The sequence below is a fragment of the Streptomyces durhamensis genome, assembly GCF_000725475.1.
Taxonomy (GTDB): Bacteria; Actinomycetota; Actinomycetes; order Streptomycetales; family Streptomycetaceae; genus Streptomyces; species Streptomyces filipinensis.
On the sequence record NZ_JNXR01000015.1, the window covers coordinates 226,460 to 250,152 of the forward strand.

The 23,693-nt window shown below is 72.0% G+C and carries 15 protein-coding genes and 2 pseudogenes; 9 read left to right on the plus strand and 8 right to left on the minus strand.

The genetic code is table 11. From position 1 onward, the window contains the following. Positions 1-12: 12 nt before the first annotated feature. Complete coding sequence (locus tag IO33_RS0122880; protein WP_031167977.1) at positions 13-693, minus strand: 4'-phosphopantetheinyl transferase family protein; 681 nt, start codon at positions 691-693, stop codon at positions 13-15. Next, on the minus strand, positions 641-1,546 hold the full coding sequence (locus IO33_RS0122885) for a metallophosphoesterase family protein (RefSeq protein ID WP_031167979.1): 906 nt from the start codon (positions 1,544-1,546) through the stop codon (positions 641-643). The genes IO33_RS0122880 and IO33_RS0122885 overlap by 53 nt, the downstream gene beginning before the upstream one ends. A 296-nt stretch (positions 1,547-1,842) precedes the next feature. Here IO33_RS0122885 and IO33_RS0122890 point away from each other — a divergent pair, with 296 nt between their 5' ends. Next, the gene (locus tag IO33_RS0122890; RefSeq protein WP_031167981.1) at positions 1,843-2,952 is read left to right on the plus strand and encodes an ATP-grasp domain-containing protein; all 1,110 of its coding nucleotides are present in this window, start codon (positions 1,843-1,845) and stop codon (positions 2,950-2,952) included. A gap of 161 nt (positions 2,953-3,113) precedes the next feature. Further along, positions 3,114-4,799, plus strand: a complete 1,686-nt coding sequence (locus IO33_RS0122895) for a carbohydrate binding domain-containing protein (RefSeq protein ID WP_031167983.1) — start codon at positions 3,114-3,116, stop codon at positions 4,797-4,799. A gap of 187 nt (positions 4,800-4,986) precedes the next feature. On the opposite strand, the gene IO33_RS0122900 is transcribed toward IO33_RS0122895, so the two are convergent. The 5 genes and pseudogenes from IO33_RS0122900 to IO33_RS0122925 all read right to left on the minus strand — a co-directional run bounded on the left by IO33_RS0122900 (position 4,987) and on the right by IO33_RS0122925 (position 12,718). Then, a complete protein-coding gene (locus tag IO33_RS0122900) occupies positions 4,987-8,037 on the minus strand; it encodes an alpha-mannosidase (RefSeq protein ID WP_031167985.1) in 3,051 nt (1,016 codons plus the stop codon). Between the two features lie 86 nt (positions 8,038-8,123). Next, positions 8,124-9,461, minus strand: coding sequence for a 6-phospho-beta-glucosidase (locus tag IO33_RS0122905; RefSeq protein ID WP_031167987.1), 1,338 nt, complete (start codon positions 9,459-9,461; stop codon positions 8,124-8,126). A gap of 163 nt (positions 9,462-9,624) precedes the next feature. Beyond that, a pseudogene (locus IO33_RS0122915) lies at positions 9,625-10,245 on the minus strand (DUF4981 domain-containing protein); the annotation flags it as partial. 263 nt (positions 10,246-10,508) lie between these two features. Further along, positions 10,509-11,705, minus strand: a complete 1,197-nt coding sequence (locus IO33_RS0122920; RefSeq protein ID WP_031167991.1) for a S8 family peptidase — start codon at positions 11,703-11,705, stop codon at positions 10,509-10,511. A gap of 8 nt (positions 11,706-11,713) precedes the next feature. After that, the gene (locus IO33_RS0122925) at positions 11,714-12,718 is read right to left on the minus strand and encodes a hypothetical protein (RefSeq protein WP_157857888.1); all 1,005 of its coding nucleotides are present in this window, start codon (positions 12,716-12,718) and stop codon (positions 11,714-11,716) included. Between the two features lie 423 nt (positions 12,719-13,141). On the opposite strand from IO33_RS0122925, the gene IO33_RS0122930 reads away from it, so the two are divergent. Further along, positions 13,142-14,542, plus strand: coding sequence for a glycoside hydrolase family 16 protein (locus IO33_RS0122930; RefSeq protein ID WP_031167994.1), 1,401 nt, complete (start codon positions 13,142-13,144; stop codon positions 14,540-14,542). A gap of 650 nt (positions 14,543-15,192) precedes the next feature. Then, positions 15,193-15,414, plus strand: a complete 222-nt coding sequence (locus tag IO33_RS50490) for a hypothetical protein (RefSeq protein WP_157857890.1) — start codon at positions 15,193-15,195, stop codon at positions 15,412-15,414. 4 nt (positions 15,415-15,418) lie between these two features. Here the strand turns inward: IO33_RS50490 and IO33_RS0122940 are convergent, their stop codons facing one another. Beyond that, on the minus strand, positions 15,419-16,309 hold the full coding sequence (locus tag IO33_RS0122940; RefSeq protein ID WP_031167998.1) for a helix-turn-helix domain-containing protein: 891 nt from the start codon (positions 16,307-16,309) through the stop codon (positions 15,419-15,421). Between the two features lie 146 nt (positions 16,310-16,455). On the opposite strand from IO33_RS0122940, the gene tkt reads away from it, so the two are divergent. The 5 genes and pseudogenes from tkt (at position 16,456) to IO33_RS44425 (ending at position 23,692) form a co-directional block, all read left to right on the plus strand. After that, entirely contained in the window at positions 16,456-18,531 is a 2,076-nt protein-coding gene (tkt, locus tag IO33_RS0122945) for a transketolase (protein WP_031167999.1), read from the plus strand. A gap of 31 nt (positions 18,532-18,562) precedes the next feature. After that, complete coding sequence (tal, locus tag IO33_RS0122950) at positions 18,563-19,708, plus strand: transaldolase (protein ID WP_031168001.1); 1,146 nt, start codon at positions 18,563-18,565, stop codon at positions 19,706-19,708. After that, entirely contained in the window at positions 19,705-21,297 is a 1,593-nt protein-coding gene (gene zwf, locus IO33_RS0122955; protein WP_031168007.1) for a glucose-6-phosphate dehydrogenase, read from the plus strand. The genes tal and zwf overlap by 4 nt, the downstream gene beginning before the upstream one ends. After that, entirely contained in the window at positions 21,294-22,220 is a 927-nt protein-coding gene (gene opcA, locus IO33_RS0122960; protein WP_031168009.1) for a glucose-6-phosphate dehydrogenase assembly protein OpcA, read from the plus strand. Before zwf ends, opcA begins: the two co-directional genes overlap by 4 nt. Position 22,221: 1 nt before the next feature. Next, positions 22,222-23,692: pseudogene (locus IO33_RS44425) on the plus strand (glucose-6-phosphate isomerase). Position 23,693: the final 1 nt, after the last annotated feature.

The following is a 23,693-nucleotide window of genomic DNA, read 5'->3' on the forward strand; positions in this document are numbered from 1 at the left end:
CCGGCCGGGGCTTCAGGGGTGCGGGACGACCACGGCGGTGGCGACCAGCCCGTCGCGCACGGCCCACCGGCCCTCGAAGACCTGCAGCCGGCGGTCGCCGACCCGGGGCCCGGGGACGAGGAGTTCGGCGCGCAGGGTGCCGTGCGGCTCGTCGCCGGGGACCGGGTGCAGGGTGATGTCGGCCTCGGAGAAGTCCAGCCAGGTGCGGGTGAGCGGGAACCACGCCTTGTAGACGGACTCCTTGGCGCTGAACAGGATCCGGTCCCAGTGCACGGAAGGCCGCTGTACGGCGAGCCGGGCGAGCCGCTCGCTCTCCACGGGCAGGAAGACGGAGCGGCCGACACCCTCCGGGAGCGGACCGTGCGGTTCCGCGTCGATGCCGAGGGAGACGAGATCGTCCGCGCGAGCCAGGGCGGCGGCGCAGAAGCCGTCGCAGTGGGTCATGCTGCCGATCAGGCCGGCCGGCCAGCGCGGCGCACCCCGCTCGCTGCTGAGCACGGCCTGGGCCGGCATACCCAGCTTCTCCATGGCCTGCCGGGCGCAGCCGCGTACGGCCGCGAACTCACGGCGGCGCTTGTCGACCGCGCGTTCGACGAGCGCGGCCTCGCCGGGGTGGAGCGGGGCGTCCCACAGCGGGTCGTCACCGTGTGCCTCCACGGCCACGACCGACTCCGGGAGCAGCGCCTCGATCACCGGTTTCGACCTCCATCGGCAGGATGCGGCGCAGCCTTCCCGGCGGTTCCGGACGCTTGCGCCATTCGCGGGGATATCCTACGGACACCTCTTCGAAGCGGACTCCGTCGTGCCAGGTGGTGCGCGGGATGTGCAGATGCCCGTAGACCATCGTGGCGACCGGGAAGCGGCGGTGCCAGTCGGCCGTCAGCTCGGTGCCGCACCACATGGCGAACTCGGGATACCACAGCACCTCGGTGGGATGCCGGTGCAGCGGATAGTGGTTGACCGGTACGACCGGCAGGTCCGCGGGCAGCGCGGCGAGCCTGCGCTCGGTCTCGGCGACCCGCGCCCGGCACCAGGCGTCCCGGGTCGGATAGGGGTCGGGGTGCAGCAGGTACTCGTCGTTGCAGACGATGCCGGTACTGTGCGCGTAGGCCAGGCCCTCGGCCTTGGTGGCGCAGCCGGACGGCAGGAACGAGTAGTCGTACAGCAGGAACAGCGGGGCGACGGCGACCGGGCCGCCGGGCCCCCGCCACACCGGGTAGGGGTCCTCGGGGGTGACGACGCCCAGGTCCCGGCACAGCTCGACCAGGTGTTCGTAGCGGGCGACGCCGCGCAGCGTGACGGGATCCTTCGGGTGCGTCCACAGCTCGTGGTTGCCGGGGGCCCACAGCACCTTGCGGAAACGGCCCGCCAGCTTCTTGAGGGCCCAGCGGATGTCGGCCACCGTGTCGGCGACGTCACCGGCCACGATCAGCCAGTCCTCGTCGCTCGCGGGCCGCATGTCCTCGACCAGGGCGCGGTTCTCCGGATAGGTGATGTGCAGGTCGCTGATGGCCAGCAGCTGTCCGGCCCCGGCCGCAGACTCCACCCCGCACCCCTTTCCGATCATCCTCTGCCTGAACCACAAGAACACATTCCCGGACAGCGGACAAGTGGCACCTCGGCCGCCCGCTCGCGGGTCACGGCAGGGGCCGGCACCGGCCTGGAAAGGCCCCCCGATCCGTAACATGCGCGTTGCACGCGCGGGCTCTTGAAAGCCGTATGATCGCCCCGACACCGGAACCCCAACCTCCCTTTTCGCAGGGGTTGTTCGGTGTCCCTTCCTCCCTCCTGCCCGGGCACGGGCCGCTGAGCCCTGCCCGAAAACCCTGAAAGGCGGCCTGCATGCTCTCTCGCGTACGCGTCTGGCTCAACCGCACGTACGCGGAGAACGTGTTCTTCATGGATCAGCTGCGCAGAAATCCCAGCGATCGCGCGGTGGAGATCCACGCCACACACGGGGACCCCGACTCCCCCGTCCTGGCCGCCGCCGACACCGCCGACCTGGAGCCGGAGGGCCTGTCCCCGGCCGCGTACGTCGAGTACGCCCTCGACCAGTGCGTCCGGCGCGGTATCGACGTGTTCGTGCCCCGGCTGCACCAGGCGGCGATCGTGGCGCACCGCGCGGAGTTCGCGGCGGCCGGTACGGCGCTGCTGGCGCCGACCCCCCAGGCGGTGGCCGTGTTCGAGGACAAGGCCACCGCGTACGAGGCGGTCCGCTCCGTGGGGGTCCCGGTGCCGCCGTGGTGGCGGGTGCGCACGGCGGACGAACTCCTCGCCGCCGTCGAGGAGTTGGAGGCGGGCGGGTACCGGGCGTGCTTCAAGCCGGCCGCCGGTTCCGGCGGGGTCGGCTTCCGGGTGATCACCCGCGCGCCGTTCTCGCTGGCCCACCTCACGGGGTTCCCGAGCCCGTACGTCCAGCTGGACCTGGTCGTCGAGGCGCTGCGGCGGGCCGGGGAGCCGGTGGACTGGCTGGTGATGCCTCGCCTGGAGCAGCCCGAGGTGTCCGTGGACTGCCTGACCGGACCGGACAACCGGCTGCGGCTCGCGGTGGGCCGCACCAAGAACGGCCGGCGGCGGGGCTTCACCCTGGACGAACGGTGGCTGGAACCGGCCCGGCTGGTCGTGGAGGGCTTCGGGGTGCACCACCTGTCCAACGTCCAGTTCCGCATGCTCGGCGACCGGCCGGTGCTGCTGGACGTCAACACGAGGCCCTCCGGGGGGTTGCACCAGTTGTCCCTGTGCGGGGTGAACGCGCCCTGGGCCGCGGTGCGGCTGGCGCTGGGCGAGGACCCGGGGGTTCTCGAACCGCCGTTCCTGGGCCAGGACTACACGGTGGTGTCGGGGGCGCGGCCGCTTCTGCCCGTGGCGCTCCCCCGGCAGAGGGAGGCGGAGATCACCCTTCCGGCGTTGCCCGTGCAGCCGGCGTCGGCGGTGGAGGCCCTGCCGCTCTAGACCGCACGCCGGCCGCGGGTGCCGCGTGCTCGCTCGCGCGGTTCCGCGCGCCCCTTTCGGCGCGCGGGTGCTTGACAGTTCGATTGGTCCATACCAAATTTCTTGGCGCACCTCCGCACAGCCGTGCACTCCCGAACACCCCATCCCCACAGGGAGATCGCGTGCGCAATCCACTCGGACGTCCCAGACGTCGGCTCCTCGCCCTGCTCGGTTCCGTCGCCCTCGCGGTCGGCGGGGCCGTCGCCCTCCCCGGTACCGCTCAGGCGGCCAACCTCCTCACCAACCCCGGCTTCGAGTCCGGCGGCCTCTCCCCCTGGACCTGCACCGGCAACCTCGGCTCGGTCGTCTCCTCCCCCGTGCACGGCGGCTCCAAGGCGCTGCAGGGCGCGGTGACCGACAGCGACGACGCACAGTGCAGTCAGACGGTCGCCGTCCAGCCGAACACGACGTACACCCTCAGCGGCTGGGTACGCGGCAGTTATGTGTACCTGGGCGTGACCGGCGGCGCCTCGACCTGGACGACGTCGCCGTCGGCGTACAGCCGGTTGAGCCTCACCTTCACCACCGGTGCCGCGCAGACCAGCGCCACCCTCTACGTCCACGGCTGGTACGCCCAGGGCACCTACTGGGCCGACGACATCGGCCTGGACGGGCCGGGCGGCGGGGGCGGCGGGGACACACAGGCGCCGACCGCGCCGACGGGCCTCACCTCGACCGGCAAGACGTCGTCGAGCGTCTCGCTGTCGTGGAACGCCGCCACGGACAACGTGGGCGTGACCGGCTACGACATCTACAGCGGCGCCAACCAGGTGCTCACCGTCTCCGGTACGTCCGCCACGGTCGGCGGGCTGTCACCCAGCACCTCGTACACCTTCACGGTGAAGGCGCACGACGCGGCCCAGAACGTCTCGGCCGCCTCCAACGCCGTCTTGGTGACCACGAACGCGGGCAGCGGCGGCGGCGCCGGGTTCAAGCAGGCCGCGCCGTATCTGTACGAGGGCTGGGGCGATCCGCCGAACCCGACGACGGTGATGAGCGCGACCGGGATCAAGTGGTTCACGATGGCGTTCGTGCTGGACTCCGGCGGCTGCACCCCGGCCTGGGACGGCAGCCGGCCGCTCACCGGCGGCGCCGACCAGAGCGCGGTCGACGCCGTCCGGTCCGCCGGCGGTGACATCGTCCCGTCCTTCGGCGGCTGGCAGGGCAGCAAGCTGGGCGCCGACTGCTCCTCCGCGGCGGCGCTCGCCGGCGCCATCCAGAAGGTGATCGACGCCTACGGTCTCAAGGCCGTCGACATGGACATAGAGAACACGGACGAGTTCGAGAACGAGGCCGTACAGGCCAAGATCCTCACCGCGCTGAAGACGGTCAAGGCCGACAACCCCGGCCTGAAGACCATCGTCACCTTCGGCACCTCCACCACCGGACCGACGTACTACGGCAACCGGCTGATCGAGCAGGCGCAGTCGCTCGGCGCCGGCATCGACGTGTTCACGATCATGCCGTTCGACTTCGGCGGCGGCTCGGACATGTACGGCAACACGGTGAACGCGGCGGAGGGCCTGAAGAACAAGCTGAAGTCGGTCTTCGGCTGGGACGACGCGACCGCCTACGCGCACATCGGCATCTCGGGCATGAACGGCCTGTCGGACCAGCAGGAGACGACCACCCCGGCGATCTGGAGCCAGATCCGCGACTGGGCGAACTCCCACCACATCGCGCGGCTCGCCTTCTGGTCGGTCAACCGCGACCGGCCCTGCGCGGGCGGCGGCGTGGTGAGCAACTGCTCCGGCATCGGCCAGAACAACTGGCAGTTCACGTCGGTCACGGCCGGGTTCACCGGCTGAACGCGCCCTGGGTGTCACCCGGTTCCCTGGAACCGGGGGACATTTTTTTCCCGCGGGGGTGTATCAGGACGCCGTCCCGCGGCTCTCCATGACAGCAACACCCACGGGGGAGCAACGGGGGAACGGGGGCCCGGGGGGACGGGCCGGTCGGTCGCGGTCACGGGGAGCGACCGGCCGGCCCGCCGGGTCAGGAAAGCGACCGGCGCAGACGCAGAGTCAGGATCTGGAAGGGCCGCAGTGCGAGCGGGACCGAGCCGTCGGGGCCGTCTTCCGCGTCGGCCAGCGGCCGCTCCAGCAGGTCGGTGATCACGGCACCGGCCAGCCGGAATCCGGTGCGCAGCACCCCGGCGGCCCGGCCGCCCCGGCACTCGTACAGCCGTACCACCACGTCCCCGGAGCCGTCGTCGGCGAGTTTGACCGCCTCCACGGTCACGCCCTCGCCCTCCACGGAGACGACCGGTTCGGGCTCGCCCGCCGCATCGGCCACGCGGAGCGGGAGGTTGAGGGCGTACCCCTCGGCCACCGCGTCCTCGATGCCCGCGCCGGGCAGCAGCGCGTAGGTGAAGCGGTGCCGGCCCTGGTCGGCCTCGGGGTCGGGGACGCGCGGGGCGCGCACCAGGCTGAGCCCGACCGTGGTGGTCGTCCCGCCGTCCGCACGGACGGTACGGGAGACGTCGTGACCGTAGGTGGAGTCGGTGATGAGCGCGACGCCGTAGCCGGCTTCGCCGATGTGCACCCAGCGGTGCCCGCAGACCTCGAAACGGGCCGCCTCCCAGCTGGTGTTGGTGTGGGTGGGCCGCTGGACGTGGCCGAACTGGATCTCGGCGCAGGAGTGCGGGGCGCGCAGGTCGACGGGGAAGCCCGCCTTGAGGATCTTCTCCGTCTCGTGCCAGTCGATGTCCGTCTCGAAGTCGATGCGGGCGCTGCCCGCCCGCACGGTGATCGTCTGGGTGATGCGGGATCCCCTGCCGAAGGAGCGGACCACGCGGATCGCGCCGGCCAGCGGCGTTTCCTCGGCCACGGAGACCGAGTCGGGCTCCAGCAGGTCGGTGTAACGGTTCCGGTAGTGCTTGTCGATGTCCCAGGCGTCCCAGCAGTTGGGCAGGTCCGTGTGGAGGCGGAGCAGATTGCCCTGGCCGGCGAGGACTTCGCGGCCCGCCCGTAGATCGTGTACAGACGACAGTGTTCCGTCGACCGCCACCTGGACACGGACGATTCCGTTGTCCAGGGTGCGCCCGGAGACCGTGACCGGGTGCGGGGGGTCGGCGGGGGTGAGGGGCGCGGAACCGTTCGCGGGCACCTCGACGTACACGGGTGCGCCCTCAGGGGTGCGGACCACCTCGGCGCGCCGGTACGGGGCGGTGTTGAACACACGGGGGCCGCCGGTACCCAGCGCGGCGATCGCCTCCCCCGTGAGGGCGCGCAGTTCCTCGCTCACGCGGGCGTGTTCGGCCTCGGCCTCGCGGTGCACCCAGGCGATGGAGGAGCCGGGCAGGATGTCGTGGAACTGGTGCAGCAGGACCGTCTTCCACAGACGGTCCAGCTGGTCGTACGGGTAGGCGTAGTCCGGCGCGTGCACGGCGGCCGTGGTGGCCCACAACTCGGCCTCGCGCAGCAGGTGTTCGCAGCGCCGGTTGCCCTGTTTGGTGCGGGCCTGCGTGGTGGAGGTGGCGCGGTGCAGCTCCAGGTACAGCTCACCCGCCCAGACCGGGGCGTCCGGGTACTCCTCGCGGGCCTTGGCGAAGAAGGCGTCGGGGTGTTCGATCTCGACCTTCGCGGAGCCCTCCAGGTTCTTCAGGCGGCGGGCCCGTTCCATGATCTCGCGGGTGGGGCCGCCTCCGCCGTCGCCCCAGCCGAAGGGGGCCAGGGAGCGGGTGGCGCCGCCCTTCTCGGCATAGTTGCGGACGGCCCGGGCCAGCTCCGCGCCGCTGAAACGGGCGTTGTAGGTGTCGATGGGCGGGAAGTGGGTGAAGATGCGGGTGCCGTCGATGCCTTCCCACCAGAAGGTGTGGTGGGGGAAGGTGTTGGTCTGGTTCCAGGAGATCTTCTGGGTGAGGAACCACTCGTTGCCGGCGAGCCGGGCCAGCTGCGGGTAGGCGGCGGTGTAGCCGAAGGAGTCCGGCAGCCAGACCCCCTTGGTCTCGATGCCGAAATGGTCCATGAAGAACCGCTTGCCGTGGACGAGCTGACGGGCGAGGGCCTCTCCGCCGGGCAGGTTGCCGTCGGCCTCGACCCACATGCCGCCGACCGGCGCCCACTGTCCCTTGGCCACCGACTTCTTGATCCGCTCCCACACGTGCGGGGAGTGGTCGCGCACCCACGCGTACTGCTGGGCCTGGGAGCAGGCGAAGACGAGCTCCTCGTACTCGTCGGCGAGCGCGGTGACGTTGGAGAAGGTCCGGGCCGCCTTGCGCCGGGTCTCGCGGACCGGCCACAGCCAGGCGGTGTCGATGTGCGCGTGGCCGACGCCGGAGACGAGGTGCGCGCTGGCGTGCGCGGGCTTGGCCAGCACCGGGCGCAGGGCGTCGCGCACGGCGGGGGCCGAGCTGGGGATGTCGTCCAGGTCGAGCAGGTCCATGGCCCGGTCGAGGGCGTGTGTGATCTCGTGGCGGCGCGGGTCGTGCTCGCCGAGTTCCGCCATGAGTTCGCGCAGCACCTGGAGGTCGAGATCGAGGTGCCAGACCTGCTCGTCGAGCACGGCGAGATCGGCGCGGCGGAATGTATACAGTGGACGGTCGCCCGCCGTCCGTACATCGCCGAGCGGGGTCGGGCCGGCGAAGCCGTTCGCGAGGACGTCCGGGTTGGAGGCCGCCTCCACCAGGTACGCGACCGCCTCCCCGCCGGCCGCCGGGTGGGCGACCGGCACGTACTGGTTGAGCGGGTTGACCGCCTTCAGCGGGGTGCCGTCGGTGCGGTGGACGAGCGCCTCGGCCTGGCTGCCGGGCCAGTCGCCGACGAAACCCAGGTCGATGACCGACTCCACCCGTTGGCCGGCCCACTCGGCGGGCACCCGGCCGCGCATCCGGAACCAGGTCGTCCCCCAGGGCGGGCCCCATGGGGTGTCCGTCGCGAAGGGCGTGTACGGGGCGGCCGCGGCCTCCTCGAAGGGAACCGGTTCCCCCGGGGCCTGCCAGGCCTCCACCTCCAGCGGGACGGCGGCCGCGTAGATCGCGGGCCTGATGCGCTGGTGGTGGAGGCGTTCGACGCGCTCCTCGATCCGGCGGCGTTCGTCGTGCATGGCGGTCTCCCATGGACGCTGGGCCGAGCGGAGGGACGCCGCGGAAGCCGGCCGACGCTGGGGGCGGACGGACGCGGCGGCACCACTCACTTCAGGTACGCCAGACCAGGATGGACCTCGATGTAGCCCGCGACCAGCCTGCGCGCCACGTTGACCGAGTCGACCAGCGGGTGCAGCGCGAAGGCCTTCACGGCCGTCTGCCGGGAGCCGGATCCGGCGGCGGCCAGCACCTCCCGTTCGACGGCCTTGACCGAGCAGACCAGCCCGGTGGCGTGCCCCGGCAGCGGGGCGACGGCGACCGGGTGGGCGCCGTTGGCGTCGACCAGGCAGGGGACCTCGATGACGGCGTCGGCGTCGAGCACCGGCAGGGTGCTGCGGTTGCGCACGTTCAGGATCAGCGTCGTGCGCTCGTCCCGGGCGATCGCCCGCATCAACGCCAGCGCCACCTTCTCGTAGCCCCCGGACAGGTCCTCGGCCTCACGCTCCCCCGCGCCGGCGCTCTCCCGGTTCTCGGCCATGTAGGTCGCCTCCCGCTCGGCGCGGGTGCGGTTCCACACGTCCAGCGCCGGGCGGTCGGTGCGCAGGGCCTCCGCGTAGAAACGGGCCTGCTGGTCGCGCAGGAAGGCACCCCGGGTCTGCTCGGCCTGCTGGTAGGCGCGTACGGCGTCCCGGTTGAAGTAGTAGTAGTGCAGGTACTCGTTGGGGATCGCGCCGAGCGACTGCAGCCAGTCGGCGCCGAACAGCCTTCCCTCCTCGAAGGAGCCGAGCAGCGCGGGGTCGGCGAGCAGGCGCGGGAGTTCGTCGCGTCCGGCGACGTGCAGGCCGCGCACCCAGCCGAGGTGGTTGAGGCCGACGTAGTCGATGTGGGCCTCCTTCGGGTCGGCGCCGAGGACGCGGGCGATACGGCGGCCGAGGCCGACGGGTGAGTCGCAGATGCCGATGACGCGGTCGCCGAGGTGCCGGGACATGGCCTCGGTGACCAGGCCGGCCGGATTGGTGAAGTTGATGACCCAGGCGTCCGGCGCGAGGCGGGCCACCCGCCGGGCGATGTCGACGGCGACGGGCACGGTGCGCAGACCGTAGGCGATGCCGCCCGCGCCGACGGTCTCCTGGCCGAGCACGCCCTCGGCGAGCGCCACCCGCTCGTCGTCCGCCCGGCCCGCCAGCCCGCCGACGCGGATCGCGGAGAAGACGAAGCCGGCGCCCGTGAGCGCCTGGTCGAGGTCGGTGGTGGCGGTCACCCGGGGGGCGTCGGGGACACCGGTGGCCTGCTCCCGCAGTACACGGGTCACCGCATACAGTCGACGGTCGTCCAGGTCGTGCAGGACGACCTCGGTGACCCGCCCTTCCCCGCGGTCGGCCAGCAGGGCACCGTACACGAGCGGCACCCGGAATCCGCCGCCGCCCAGAATCGTCAGCTTCACGTCTGCTCCCTTCCCGGAACTCCCGCCACGACCACCTCGGCGCCGGCGTGCCGGCGGGCGGACCGGGTGACCGGGTCCGGCGGAGCGTCGGTCACCAGGGTGCTCGCCCGTTCGTCCGCCGGGCACCTGGGAGAACGTGGCATGCCGTCACCGTAGTGGTGTCCGCGGCCGGGGCGGGCCCGCGGAGCCGTATCCGGGGCACGCACACCTCGGTCCCGCGCGGCGCCCACGGCTGGTCCCGGGCGACGGTCACCCGCAGCGCCAGCCAGGCCTCGCCGCTGTCGCGTGGCACCGGGAAGGGCAGCGGTACGGCGGCCGTCTCGCCCGGCCGCAGATCGGGCAACCGGGCGGGTCCGGTCAGCGTACGGCCGTCGGCGAGGGTCAGTTCCCAGGTGCCGGTCAGCCAGCCCAGGCCCCGAAGGTGCTGGTGGTTGGCGACGACGACGCCCTCGTGCCGATGGCACCGGATGCGCACCGGCGGTGTGCTCGCCCGGTGCTCGGACAGCGTGCCCCGAGCCGGAGGCGGCTCGGGCCGGACCATCCCGGCCGGGACGAACGGGCCGTCGGGCACCGCCCCGCCGACGTCGCCCTCGTACGCCCCGTGCCGGCCGGGCCCGGCGACACCGTTGCCGTGGAGTCCGGCGCCCGCGCGTCCGGCCGGTCTTCCCTCGCTCACGCGCTGCAGGATCCCGCGACCCCGCAACTCCCGGATGAAGCCGCCCTGAAGGCTTGGCGTGGACTCGATGGCCGCCCCGTGGTGCATGCCGGACGGCACCGGGTTCCCGGGCACAGGGCGCGGGTGCACGTCCGCTGCCTTCGCGGTCCACCGCGTCCCGGCCGCCGTCCTTCGCCCTTCGCCCACGGCCGGAGCCGGCCCTCGCGCGCGCCTGCTGCAGCACCCCGGTCCTGGGACCGGTGGTGCCGGACCGGTGGTGCCGGAAGGTAGCCTCCCCGACGTTCGCCCGGGGTCCGTTCATGCGCCGTCCTCGGTCCTGGGGTGACCGTACGGGGTCACCCCGGGACGGTGCCCGGCGGGCTCCGCCGGGCTCAGCCCGGGAAGGGCCCCTGAGGATGCGCCATGCCCGCCGGCCCCGCCGGTTCCCTGCGGCGGGCCGACCGTGCGAGGAGGACAGCGACGACCAGGAGCCCCAGCCCCACGCCGGCGGCGACCAGGCCCGTCATCCACAGCCCCTGCTCCAGCGGGGCGTGCTTGGTCTTCGCGGTGCCGTCCGGCGTCGCCAGGTGCTCCTTGCCCTGGTAGCTCACCGGCGCCGTCCTGTCCTTGGGGGGCGAGGCGGCGGCCTGCACCGCCGCTGCGGCGTCGATCCGTCCGTAGCCGAGCAGGGCGCTGCCACCGTGCGCGGGACGGTGTGCGGTGGCGATCAGGATGTCGTTCACCTGCGCCGGGGTCAGTTCCCGGTTCTTCCCGTACAGGAGCGCCACGACACCGGCGGCCAGCGCGCACGCCGGTGAGGTGCCGTTGATCGTCCGGTAGCCGCCGGTGTTCCTCGCGCTGACGATGCCGACACCGGGCGCGGCGATGTCGTTGTAGGTGTGCACGGTGGAGAAGCCGGCGCGCGCGCCGTTCCGTTGGGTGGCGGCCACCGCGATCACGCCCGGGTAGCCGGCCGGGTAGGAGTTGTCGTTGCCCTTGTCGCCCGAGTTGCCGGCCGACGCGAGCAGGGTCACGCCCTTGCGGACGGCGTACGCGACGGCCTCGGTCTCCTCGTCGTCGTAGGTGCTGAAGCCGTCCGCGCTGCCGAAGGACATGGAGATCACGTCGGCGCCGTGGTCGGCCGCGTAGCGGATGCCCTGGGCGGCCGGGCTCCTGCCCCGCTTGCGCAGTTCTTCCAGGTCCTTCTCGTCGATGTGCTCGTCGTCCTTGTCGGAGGTGACGCGGACGGACAGGATCCTGGCCCCGGGGGCCACCTTGAGGACGTCCGAGGCCATGGAGGTGCCGTGCCGGCCCCAGTCCGGGTTCCCGGGCCGCAGCCCGTCCTGGCGGTAGTCGGGGCCGGTCGTCACCCTGCCCTTCAGGGCCGGGTGGTCGGCCGCCACACCGCTGTCGAGGACCGCGACCGTGACTCCTCGGCCCTGGCTCTGCCGCTGCGCCGCGGACAGGCCGAGTGCGCGCCCTTCCCAGCCGACCGGCGTGGCCGCGTACGCGGGGGCGGCGGCCAGGGTGGACAGCAGTCCGGTGAGGGCGACCGCGGTGCAGGTGGCGCGTATCGTCTTGAGCTTCACTGCGGGTCTCACCTTGCCAGGTTCAGGATGTGGGTGTGGAACGTCTCGCTCAGGGCCTTGGCCGCGTCCATCCAGGGCTGCCTGTCCGCGTCGTTCCCCTCGAAGTTCCTGGGCAGGGTGGAGGAGGCGCGGCCGTCGACGGCGCCTGTGGTGACGGCGACGGCGTAGGGGAAGTCGTCTCCCAGGCCGGTGCCGCCCATGCCGTTGCGCCGGCTCTCCTGCCACTTCGCCGCGAGCGTCCCCGGGACCCGCAGCGGAACCACCGCGGCGTCGGGGATGTCCTTCGACTGCTGGCCGTCGAGGTACTCGCCCATCTGCTGTGCGGCGGTTGTGCCCTTCGGCAGCACGATGACGGCGACGGTGGCGACCGTCTCCCCGCTGAGGTCGACGTACGTGGCGCGCAGGACGGCCTTGCAGCCGAGCCGCCGGGCGGTCTTGCCGGTCTCTCCGCTCAGGCCCGCGGCGCACGAGGTGTCCTCGGAGACACCCATCCGGTTCCACTGCGCGGCCTTCTTGTCGGAGGCCTGGTAGGTGGAGTCGGGCGGTTGGCCGATGGTCGCCGGGAAGAGGTGGTCGACGGTCTCGTCGCGCCACAGCACCGGCCCGTAGGCGCCCGAGTTGGGCACCGACTGGCGGCTGTTGCTGTAGGCGTGGGTCGCCAGCGCCCCGCCGCCGAGCAGGCCGAGCAGCCCGGACACGCCGAGCAGGACGCCCAGGACCTTCCGGGCGCCGCCTCCCGCGCCCGAGGGGGGCGCCGGCGGGGCGGGCACGGCGGTCGCCGGCGGGGGATAGGCGCCGTACGGAGAGGGCGCGGTGGTCGCCGGCGGGGGATAGGCGCCGTACGGAGAGGGCGCGGGGTGGGCCGGAGGGGCCGCCGGGACGGGCGGGGGTGCCGCCGGCATGGGCGGCGGCACGGGGGCCGGGCCCTGCCACTGCGGTTGCGGCTGCCAACCGCTCTGCGAGGGCGGCTGCCCGTACGGATGGCCGCTTCCCGGCGGCGGGGGGTAAGACATGGGTTCCCTCTCACAGGTCAATCTGCGAGGGAGCACGACAACCGGTCCGGCTCACATGACAGAGCACGCACCTCAAGTGTCCTGCACACCAGGATGCGGCGAGGCACAACTCCAGCAACTCGCGCACCTCTTCGGCGCCCCCGCGAATCTCCCGACAGCTTATGACCTTCGCAGGCGCAAGGCGTGATCCGCTCGTGGAGTTCAGATAACGATCTCATTGAACGTGCCTGGTCAGGCGGGTCCGTCTGCCGGCGCGGCCGGACCGGCGCCGAGAGCCTTCACGGGGTGAACTCGTCTGCGCCCAGGGGACTTTCCTTGTTTCAAGCCTTGACGGTCGTAGGGGCGGGGAGGACATTGGCGGCATCGTGAGAGCGCTCTCAGAACCCGTTCTTCCCCGACACCCCGCACCCGGAAGGCCTCCCCATGAGCGATACCTCCGGCATGGCCAGACCCCGCCCGCTGCGGCGCGCGCTCGTCGCCGTCGTCGCCGCACTCGGCCTGGCCGCGGCCGTCGCCACGGCCGCCACCGCCACCGCGAACGCCACCGCCCCCGCCCCGCCCTCGGGCTGGGACCAGGTCTTCATCGACGACTTCAACGGCGCGGCCGGCTCCGCCGTGAACACCGCCGACTGGCAGTACGACACCGGGACCTCGTACCCGGGCGGGGCCGCGAACTGGGGCACCGGCGAGGTCGAGACGATGACGTCGAGCACGAACAACGTGGCACTCGACGGCAACGGCAACCTGCTGATCACGCCGCGCCGCGACGCCTCCGGCAACTGGACCTCCGGCCGGATCGAGACCACGCGCACCGACTTCCAGCCCCCGGCCGGCGGGAAGCTGCGCGTGGAGGCACGGATCCGGATGCCCGACGTGACCGGTGACGCGGCGGCGGGCTACTGGCCCGCGTTCTGGATGCTGGGCGCGCCCTACCGGGGCAACTACCAGAACTGGCCGAGCGTCGGCGAGCTGGACGTCATGGAGAACGTCCAGGGCCTGAACAAGACGTGGGCCACCCTGCACTGCGGCACCAACCCCGGCGGCCCGTGCAACGAGACGACGGGCCTCGGCAACTCGACCGCGTGTCCGGGCACCACCTGCCAGTCGGGCTTCCACACGTACACCATGGAGTGGGACCGCTCGGTGAGCCCGGAGGCCATCCGCTTCTCCGTCGACGGCATGACCTACCAGACGGTCACGGCGAACCGGATGGACGCGACGACCTGGGCCAACGCCACGAACCACGGCTTCTTCGTCATCCTGAACGTGGCGATGGGGGGCGGCTTCCCGGGGGCGTTCGGCGGCGGCCCGACCAGTGCCACGCAGCCCGGCCACCCGATGGCCGTCGACTATGTGCAGGTCCTTCGGTCCTCGGGCAGCGGGGGCGGCACCACTCCCCCGCCGTCCGGCGGCCGCGACGCCTACGGCGCCATCCAGGCCGAGTCCTGCGACAGCCAGTCCGGCATCGCCACCGAGACCACCGCCGACACCGGTGGCGGCCAGGACATCGGCTACGTCGCGAACGGCGACTGGGCGCTGTACAAGGGCGTCGACTTCGGCTCCACACCCGCCACCCAGTTCTACGCGCGGGTCGCGAGCGGGGCCGCGTCCGGGGTGAGCGGGCTGGTGGAGGTGCGGCTGGACAGCCGGGGCAACGCGCCCATCGGCAGCTTCGCGGTGGGCAACACCGGCGGCTGGCAGACGTGGCGGACGGTGCCGGCCAACATCGGCTCGGTCACCGGCACCCACGACGTCTACCTCACCTTCACCAGCGGCCAGCCGGCCGACTTCGTGAATGTGAACTGGTTCGACTTCGGCCACTGACCGGGCACCGGTCACCGGCGCCGGGGGCGGCCTTCACGTCCGGGTCGCCCCCTGGCGTCGCCGCCATGACGACGGCACATCCCGCCCTCCTGCCGGCTGATCCGGTGGTGCACCGGCTGGGCCGGCGGGAGTGCGCGGCCGCGGAGGCGGGGGGCGTTCCGCCGGGTGGACCGGGACGCCTGTACCCGCCCGTCCCTGTACCTCGGGTTCGGACTGGTGGCCTGTGCCGGCCTCATGGAGGTGGCCGGGCTCCGGCCGGGCGAGACGGTGTTCGTCTCCGGCGCGGCCGGGGCGACGGGCCATCTCGCCGGGCAGATCGCCCGGTTGAAGGGGGCTCGGCGGGTGATCGGCGGTGCCGGGTCGGCGGCGAAGGCGGCCCGGCCGACCGGGCGGCTCGGCTTCGACGCGGCCTTCGACCCCCATGACAGGCCCGTCGCCGACCGGTTGCGCGAGGCCGTGCCCGACGGGATCGAGGCCGTGCCCGACGGGATCGACGTCTGCTTCGGCCATGTGGGCGGCGGGCAACCGGGCGCGGCGACCGGGGTGATGAACGGGCACGGCCCGATCGCCCTCCGCGGTGCCCCGCAGCGGAAGTCCGCCGGCCGGCCGGACCCGGTGCCCAGGCGCCACCCCCCGTGCCCTGCCGCAACGTGCGCGATCCGCTCGCGTCCGGGTCCACCGTGGAGAACGTCAAGTCCTTCGTGCGCTACCTGGACGGCGGTCTGCCCGAGGTGTTCGACTGCGCCGGGGCCTGCGCGGAGCACTACGGGGTGGGGGCCCGCCGGGTGGCTGAACTCCCGGAGCGGATCGAGGCGCTGACACGGATGCGGGACACGCTGGTGCGGCGTACGTCCTGGCCGGCGCCTTCCTGAGGGCTCAGCGCAGCTCCGCCCGGAAGGCCACCGGTGTCTGCCCGGTGTGCAGATGGAAGAACTTGGTGAAGTTCGCCGCGTCGGGGAAGCCCACGGCCGCCCCGACGCGGCCGATCGGCATGTCGGTGTGGGCGAGGAGGCGTTTGGCCTCCAGGACGACGCGTTTGTCGATGAACCCCTTGGGGGTCTCGCCGGTGGCGGCGCGGACGGCGCGCACGAGCGTGCGGCGGGAGTAGCCGAGGGCGTCGGCGTAGGCGCTGACGCTGTGGTTGGTGGCGAAGCCGTGCTCGACGGCGTCCCGGAAGAGGGTGAAGGTGCTGTCCGTCTGCTGCCGGGAGGCCTGCGCCGAGCTGGCCGCGAGGTGCGCGAGGCGCAGCAGGCACGCGGTGAGGCTGTGCCTGAGGACGGCGGTGTGCAGGCTGAGCGGGAGCGTGGCGGTGTCCTCGTACTCGCGGCGCAGCTGGTCGAGGGCGGCGTGGAGTGCGGTGAGCTGGGCGGGGGCGGGGTGCAGCAGGGGCGGGAGGTCGTAGCGGTACAGGCCGGCGGCCTCGACGGTGGCCCGCGGCAGAAAGCCGGGCTGCATGGTCAGGACGGTTCCGCGGTACACGGTCTCGCGGGAGAAGCGGTGGACCTGTCCGGGGCGGATCCAGAGCAGGTCGCCGGCGCCGGCCTCGTACTCGGCGAAGTCGACCATGTGCCGTACGGGGCCGCCGGTGAACAGCATGACGACGTGGAAGTCGATGCGGTGGACGCGGTGCAGGGGGGCGTCGGCGTGCCAGGTGTGGTCGGTGCCCATGGGACCGATCTGCATGCCGACGCCGCCGACGGCCAGTTCGGTCGGGAAGGGGAAGGTTGTGATGCCGTCGCCGTCGGCCTGAGGGGTTCCGCCTGTCATGTCCTTTTCGTGCCGTCCCTGTCATGCGATCGCTGTCCCAGATTCACCACAGGCTGACACACCCCGACCTTCCTTCGAAAAAGTCAGACTTTTAAGTTTGAACGCGTCAGGCCAGCCACCCCGCATCGAACGAGGACTTCTTGAAGATGACCACGCAGACTTCCGAGGGCTTCGAGTGGACCGACCTCGACCGCCGTGCCGTGGACACCGCCCGTCTGCTGGCGGCCGACGCGGTGCAGAAGGTGGGCAACGGCCACCCGGGCACCGCGATGAGCCTGGCCCCTGCCGCGTACACGATCTTTCAGAAGGTGATGCGTCACGATCCCGCCGATCCCGAGTGGACCGGCCGGGACCGTTTCGTTCTCTCCCCCGGCCACACCTCGCTGACCCTGTACACGCAGCTGTTCCTGTCGGGCTACGAGCTGGAGCTGGACGACCTGAAGGCGTTCCGGACCCATGGCTCCCGGACTCCGGGACACCCCGAGTACGGGCACACCGCCGGCGTCGAGACCACCACCGGCCCGCTCGGCCAGGGGGTCGCCAACGCGGTCGGCATGGCGATGGCGGCCCGCTACGAGCGCGGCCTGTTCGACCCGGACGCGCCGCGGGGTGAGTCTCCCTTCGACCACACCGTCTGGGCGATCGTCTCCGACGGCGACCTGGAGGAGGGTGTCTCCGCCGAGGCCTCCTCCCTGGCCGGCCACCAGAAGCTCGGCAACCTGGTCTTCCTCTACGACGACAACCACATCTCCATCGAGGGCGACACCGCGACCGCCTTCTCGGAGGACGTGCTGAAGCGGTACGAGGCCTACGGCTGGCACACCCAGCGCGTCCAGCCCACCGCCGACGGCGACATCGACGTGCCCGCCCTGTACGCGGCGCTGGAGTCCGCGCGGGCCGAGACCGAGCGGCCCTCGATCATCGCGATGCGCACGATCATCGCCTGGCCCGCCCCGAACGCGCAGAACACCGAGGCCTCCCACGGCTCCGCGCTCGGCGCGGACGAGATCGCCGCCACCAAGCGCGTCCTCGGTTTCGACCCGGAGCAGAGCTTCCAGGTCGAGGACGCGGTGCTCAAGCACACCCGCCGGGCCCTGGACCGGGGCGCCGAGGCGCACGCGGCCTGGGACAAGCGGATCACCCAGTGGCGGGCCGCCCAGCCGGAGCGGGCCGGCCTGTTCGACCGTGTCAGCAAGGGCGAGCTGCCCGAGGGCTGGCAGGGCGCGCTGCCGGTGTTCGAGGAGGGCCGGTCCGTCGCCACCCGTGCCGCCTCCGGCAAGGTGCTGCAGGCGCTCGGCCCGGTGCTGCCCGAGCTGTGGGGCGGCTCCGCCGACCTCGCCGGCTCCAACAACACCACCATCGACAAGGACAGCTCCTTCCTGCCCGAGGGCAACCCGCTGCCCGAGGCCGACCCGTACGGCCGTACCGTGCACTTCGGCATCCGCGAGTTCTCCATGGCCGCGGAGATGAACGGCATCGCCCTGCACGGCAACACCCGGATCTACGGCGGCACCTTCCTGGTCTTCTCCGACTACATGCGCAATGCCGTGCGGATGTCGGCGCTGATGCAGCTGCCGGTGACGTACGTGTGGACGCACGACTCCATCGGCCTCGGCGAGGACGGCCCCACCCACCAGCCCGTCGAGCACCTGGCCTCGCTGCGCGCGATCCCGGGCCTGAACGTCGTCCGCCCGGCCGACGCCAACGAGACCGCGGTGGCATGGGCCGAGATCCTGAAGAGGCACGCCACGAACCCCGCCCCGCACGGGCTCGCGCTCACCCGCCAGGGCGTGCCGGTGTACGCGCCGAACGAGGACGCGGCCAAGGGCGGCTATGTGCTGCGCGAGTCCTCGACGGCGGTTCCGGAGGTGGTCATCATCGCGACGGGCTCCGAGGTGCAGCTCGCCGTGGCCGCGCGCGAGCTGCTGGAGGCCGAGGGCATCGGTACCCGGGTGGTGTCGATGCCGTCCGTGGAGTGGTTCGAGGAGCAGCCGCGCGCGTACCGCGAGCGGGTGCTGCCCCCGGCCGTCAAGGCCCGGGTCGCCGTGGAGGCCGGGATCGGTCTGACCTGGTACCGCTACGTGGGCGATGCGGGCCGCATCGTCTCCCTCGAGCACTTCGGCGCCTCCGCGGACGCCGGCACCCTGTTCGCCGGGTTCGGCTTCACCCCTGAGAACGTCGCCTCGGCGGCCCGCGAGTCGCTCGCCGCCGCGCGCGCCTGACACCGACGCCCGACACCTTCCCGAAAGAAAGATGATCACTGTGACCGAAGCAATCGCGACCCCGGGAGCCCTCAAGCGCCTCGCCGACGAGGGCGTGTCGATCTGGCTGGACGACCTGTCGCGCAAGCGGATCACGTCGGGCAGCCTCGCCGAGCTGGTGGCGAGCGGCAGCGCCGTCGGTGTCACCACCAACCCGTCGATCTTCCAGGCCGCCATCGGCTCCGGCGAGGGCTACGAGGAGCAGCTCGGCGACCTCGCCGTACGGGGTGTCACGGTGGACGAGGCGGTGCGGATGATGACGACCGCCGACGTGCGCGACGCCGCCGACATCCTGCGGGACGTGTACGACACCTCCGGCGGCCGGGACGGCCGGGTCTCCATCGAGGTCGACCCGCGCCTGGCCCACCGCACCGAGGCCACCGTCGCCGAGGCCAAGCAGCTGGCCTGGCTGGTCGACCGGCCCAACGTGATGATCAAGATTCCGGCGACCGAGGCGGGCCTGCCGGCGATCACCGAGGTCGTCGGGCTCGGTATCAGCGTCAACGTCACGCTGATCTTCTCCCTGGAGCGCTACCGCGAGGTCATGGCCGCCTACCTGGCCGGTCTGGAGCAGGCCCGCGAGCGGGGCATCGACCTGTCCACCATCCATTCGGTGGCGTCCTTCTTCGTCTCCCGCGTGGACTTTGAGATCGACAAGCGGCTGACCGCCCTCGGCACCGACGGGGCCCGCGCCCTCAAGGGCCGCGCGGCGCTCGCCAACGCCCGGCTCGCCTACGCGGCCTACGAGGAGGTCTTCGCCTCCGCGCGCTGGCTGGCGCTGGCCGGGGACAAGGCGAACAAGCAGCGGCCGCTGTGGGCCTCCACGGGGGTGAAGGACCCCGCCTACAAGGACACCCTGTACGTGGACGAGCTGGTCGCCCCGGGCACCGTCAACACGATGCCGGAGGCCACCCTGAACGCCGTCGCCGACCACGGCGAGATCACCGGCGACACGGTGACCGGCGGCTACGCCCAGGCGCGCGCCGACCTGGCGGGCATCGAACGGCTCGGCATCTCCTACGACGAGGTCGTCCGGCAGCTGGAGGACGAGGGCGTCGCCAAGTTCGAGGCCGCCTGGCAGGAGCTGCTGGACGCCGTAGCGAAGTCCCTGAAGAGCAAGGGAGTTGACGCCCGATGACCGAGAACGCACCCGCCGCCGCGGCACCCGCACCCGAGCCGGTGCGGGTCCCGGTGGCCCCGGCCGCCGACTGGGAGAACCCGCTGCGGGACGCCCGTGACCGCCGCCTGCCCCGGATCGCCGGCCCGTCCGGGCTGGTCATCTTCGGTGTGACCGGTGACCTGTCCCGCAAGAAGCTGATGCCGGCCGTGTACGACCTGGCCAACCGGGGGCTGCTGCCGCCGGGCTTCTCCCTCGTCGGCTTCGCCCGCCGGGACTGGGAGGACCAGGACTTCGCGCAGGTCGTGCACGACGCCGTCCGCGAGCACTCCCGGACCCCGTTCCGCGAGGAGGTGTGGCAGCAGCTCGCCGAGGGCATGCGGTTCATCCCCGGCGACTTCGACGACGACACCGCCTTCAAGCAGCTCAAGGACGCCGTGGAGGAGCTGGACGCCTCCCGCGGCACCGGCGGCAACTTCGCCTTCTACCTCTCGGTGCCGCCGAAGTTCTTCCCCAAGGTCGTGCAGCAGCTGAAGAAGCACGGCCTGGCCTCCCCGCCCGAGGGTTCCTGGCGGCGCGCGGTCATCGAGAAGCCGTTCGGCCACGATCTCGGCAGCGCCCGCGACCTCAACGCGATCGTGCACGACGTGTTCGAGCCGGACCAGGTGTTCCGCATCGACCACTACCTCGGCAAGGAGACCGTCCAGAACATCCTGGCGCTGCGCTTCGCCAACCAGATGTACGAGCCGATCTGGAACCGGTCGTACGTCGACCACATCCAGATCACCATGGCCGAGGACATCGGCATCGGCGGCCGGGCCGGCTACTACGACGGCATCGGCGCCGCCCGTGACGTGATCCAGAACCACCTGCTGCAGCTGATGGCGCTCACCGCCATGGAGGAGCCGATCGCGTTCGACGCGGAGGCGCTGCTCACCGAGAAGCTGAAGGTGCTGAAGTCGGTGCGCCACCCGGAGGACCTCGGCCTGCACACCGTGCGCGGCCAGTACGCGGAAGGCTGGCAGGGCGGCGAGAAGGTCGTCGGCTACCTCCAGGAGGAGGGCATCGACCCGAAGTCGAAGACCGACACCTTCGCCGCGATCAAGCTCGGCATCGACAACCGCCGCTGGGCGGGCGTCCCGTTCTACCTGCGCACCGGCAAGCGGCTGGGCCGCCGGGTCACCGAGATCGCGGTGGTCTTCAAGCGGGCCCCGCACTCCCCGTTCGACTCCACCGCCACGGAGGAGCTGGGCCAGAACGCCATCGTCATCCGGGTCCAGCCGGACGAGGGCATGACCGTGCGGTTCGGCTCCAAGGTGCCGGGCACCTCGATGGAGATCCGGGACGTGTCGATGGACTTCGCGTACGGCGAGTCGTTCACCGAGTCCAGCCCGGAGGCGTACGAGCGGCTCATCCTGGACGTGCTGCTCGGCGACGCGAATCTGTTCCCCCGTCACCAGGAAGTGGAAGAGTCCTGGAAGATCCTCGACCCGATCGAGGAGTACTGGGCGGCGCACGGCCGGCCGGCGCAGTACGCGTCGGGCAGCTGGGGACCGAGTGAAGCGGACGAGATGCTCGCACGAGACGGACGGAGCTGGCGCAGGCCATGAAGATCGACCTGACCGACACCACGGCAAGCAAGATCAACAAGGCGCTGGTGCAGGGCCGCCGCGCCATCGGCACCCCGGCCGTGGGCATGGTCCTGACGATGGTCATCGTCACGGACGAGGAGAACGCCTACGACTCGATCAAGGCCGCCGAGGAGGCCTCGCACGAGCACCCCTCGCGGACCCTGGTCGTCATCAAGCGGCACGCCCGCACCCTGCGCGACCGCACCCACTCCCGGCTGGACGCCGAGGTCCGGGTCGGCTCCGAGGCGGGCACCGGTGAGACGGTCGTGCTGCGCACCTACGGCGAGGTGTCCGACCACGCCGACTCGGTCGTGCTGCCGCTGCTGCTGCCGGACGCGCCCGTGGTCGTGTGGTGGCCGGTGGACGCGCCCGACACCCCCTCCAGGGACCCGCTCGGCGCGCTGGCCCAGCGGCGGATCACCGACCTGTACGCGGTGGAGCGGCCGATGGAGGTGCTGCAGACCCGCGCCCGCAACTACGCGCCCGGCGACACCGACCTCGCCTGGACCCGGCTCACGCTGTGGCGGTCCATGCTGGCCGCCGCCCTGGACCAGGCCCGGGTGAAGGTGACCTCGGCGGCCGTCGAGGCCGAGGCGGACAACCCGAGCGCCGAACTGCTGGCGCGCTGGCTGGAAGCCCGCCTGAACGTCTCCGTCGACCGCGTGATCACCGCGGGCCCGGTCGTCACGGCCGTACGCCTCGGCACCGCGAACGGCGAGATCGTCATCGACCGCCCCGAGGGCCCCCTCGCGAGCCTGACCCTGCCGGGCCAGCCGCCGCGCACCCTGGCCCTGAAGGTCCGCCCCACCTCCGAACTCATCGCCGAGGAGCTGCGCCGCCTCGACGCCGACGAGATGTACGCCATCGCCCTCAAGGGCGAGGCCGCCAAGGAGAACGCCTGAGATGGCAGAGTCCCAGTCTTCCGGGTTTCCCAAGCTCACCAACCGGCCCGAGTGGACGGCCCTGGCCGACCACCGTGCCGAGGCCCAGCCGCACCTGCGCGAGCTGTTCGCGGCGGACCCCGGCCGCGCCGAGCGCTATGTCGTGCGGGCCGGTGACCTGTACATCGACTACAGCAAGCACCTGATCACCGACGAGACCCTGGCCCTGCTCCAGGAACTCGCCACCGCCACCGGCGTGTCCGCGCTGCGCGACGCCATGTTCCGCGGCGAGAGGATCAACGTCACCGAGCGGCGGGCCGTGCTGCACACCGCGCTGCGCGCCGCACGGGACGCGGTGGTCGAGGTCGACGGCGAGAACGTCGTCCCGAAGGTGCACGCGGTGCTGGACAGGATGGCCCGCTTCGCCGACCGGGTCCGCTCCGGCGAGTGGACCGGCCACACCGGCCGGCGCATCCGGAACGTCGTCAACATCGGCATCGGCGGATCCGACCTCGGTCCGGCGATGGCCTACGAGGTGCTGCGTCCGTACACGGCACGGGAGCTGACGTTCCGGTTCGTGTCGAACGTGGACGGCGCCGACCTGCACGAGGCCACCCGCGACCTGGACCCGGCGGAGACCCTGTTCATCGTCGCGTCCAAGACGTTCACCACGATCGAGACGATCACCAACGCCACCTCCGCGCGGACGTGGCTGCTCGACGGCCTGGGCGGCGACGAGAAGGCGGTCGCCAAGCACTTCGTGGCGCTGTCCACGAACGCCGAGAAGGTGACCGGCTTCGGCATCGACGCGGACAACATGTTCGAGTTCTGGGACTGGGTCGGCGGCCGGTACTCGTACGACTCGGCGATCGGCCTCTCCCTGATGATCGCCATCGGACCCGACCGGTTCCGGCACCGCGCCCGCCGAGGCCAACGCGCCCTTGCTCCTGGGTCTGCTGGGCATCTGGTACGGCAACTTCCACGACGCCCAGTCGCACGCCGTGCTGCCCTACAGCCACTACCTGTCGAAGTTCACCGCCTACCTGCAGCAGGGCTTCGCCCGCCCCGTCGACGAGCTCAGCGGTGAACTGAAGGCCCAGCACGACCTGTTGATGGCCAACTTCTTCGCCCAGACCCAGGCGCTCGCCTTCGGCAAGAGCGCGGAGGAGGTCCGCGCGGAGGGCGTGCCCGAGGAGCAGGTGGCGCACCGCACCTTCCAGGGCAACCACCCCACCACCACGATCCTCGCCGGCGAGCTGACCCCGTCGGTGCTCGGCCAGCTGATCGCCCTCTACGAGCACAAGGTGTTCGTGCAGGGCGCCGTGTGGAACATCGACTCCTTCGACCAGTGGGGCGTGGAGCTGGGCAAGGTCCTCGCCAAGCGTGTCGAGCCCGCGCTGACCGAGGGCGCACAGGTCCCCGGTCTCGACCCGTCCACCACGGCCCTCGTCGCCGCCTACCGCACCCTCAAGAACGCTCAGGAAGTGAACTGAC